The following is a 1,237-nucleotide window of genomic DNA, read 5'->3' on the forward strand; positions in this document are numbered from 1 at the left end:
GGTCCGACGCCTGCAGAATAGGTTGCGAGTGCATGTGGGTCGCTGGTTTCTTCCCGCGTAAAGACGACGAACGCTTCCATCATTAGGCCTCTCAAAGGTTGGATCTGTTGGCCATTACCACCGGTGATGGCCTCACAGTCGTCAGGCTGGCAACTGGAACCCGATTTTCATGAGTGCCTCGACGCACGCATCCTGATCCTGCTGATAGTTGCCTCCGGAGATGCCTATGCCGCCGATCAACTTCCCATCCTCCAGAATCGGATAACCGCCGCCGACAGCGACCATCCGAGGGCGATAGGCTAGCGGCGCCACTTTTGGATCGTTGGTCACATAGTCGTTCCAGACATGGGTCGGGAACCCAAACGAGGCGGAACTCCAGGCCTTGTCGATGGCAACATCGACGGTAAGGAACGGCGCATCGTCGGTGCGCTCGAACGCGCGCAGGTTACCGGTGGCGTCGACGACGGCGACGGCAGCCGGGATGCCGATGGCACGGGCCGCAGCGAGCGCCGCGTCGATGAGGGCGACTGCGGTTTCGCGGTTGATCGAGGCGGTGGCAATAGATTTGGTCATGGGATTCTCATCGCTGGGGCATAACCCGTTCGGCTTTTTGAGGTTGGACAAGATGTTTGGCGATCGCGGTCGTTAGAAGCCTTCGAGGACGATCTTGCCTTTAGCCGCGCCACTTTCGATCAGTGCATGCACCGTCTTCAGATTGGCGGCATTGATCGGCGACAGTCGCCGGGTCAGCGTCGTGCGGATTTTGCCGTCGTCAACCAGCGCTGCCATCGCATCCAGAATCTCGCCCTGCTCATTCATGTCGGGCGTGCCGTAGATCGACCGCGTGAACATCAGCTCGTGGTGGATCGACACCGCCTTGCGCTTGAAAACCATGATATCGAATGCCTTGGGATCGTCGATCAGTCCGAACCGTCCTTGTGGGGCGATCAGTTCGGCGATGTCGGCGACATGTTGCTCGGTATGTGTGGTCGAAAAGACGAAAGCGGGAGCACCGATGCCGAGTTCGGCGATCTGTGGCGCGAGCGGACGAGAATGGTCGATGACGTGGTGAGCTCCAAGCCCTCTTACCCACTCTTGGGTTTCCGGTCGAGAGGCTGTGGCGATGACGGTGAGGTCCGTGCGCTGTCGCGCGATCTGGACGGCGATCGACCCAACCCCGCCCGCGCCACCGATGATGAGGATCGCCTCCGCCGCACCGGGTACGGGCTTCGCCACG

The 1,237-nt window shown here is 60.5% G+C and carries 2 protein-coding genes; both read right to left on the reverse strand.

All coding sequences use genetic code 11. The annotated features are described in order from the left end of the window. Window positions 1-141: 141 nt before the first annotated feature. Complete coding sequence (locus ACNPNW_RS16310) at window positions 142-573, reverse strand: GlcG/HbpS family heme-binding protein (protein WP_005006001.1); 432 nt, start codon at window positions 571-573, stop codon at window positions 142-144. Window positions 574-645: 72 nt separating this feature from the next. After that, window positions 646-1,237 (reverse strand): zinc-binding alcohol dehydrogenase family protein (locus ACNPNW_RS16315; RefSeq protein ID WP_448767190.1); only part of this gene is annotated, 592 nt, incomplete at its 5' end.

Source organism: Acinetobacter endophylla (genome assembly GCF_053543775.1).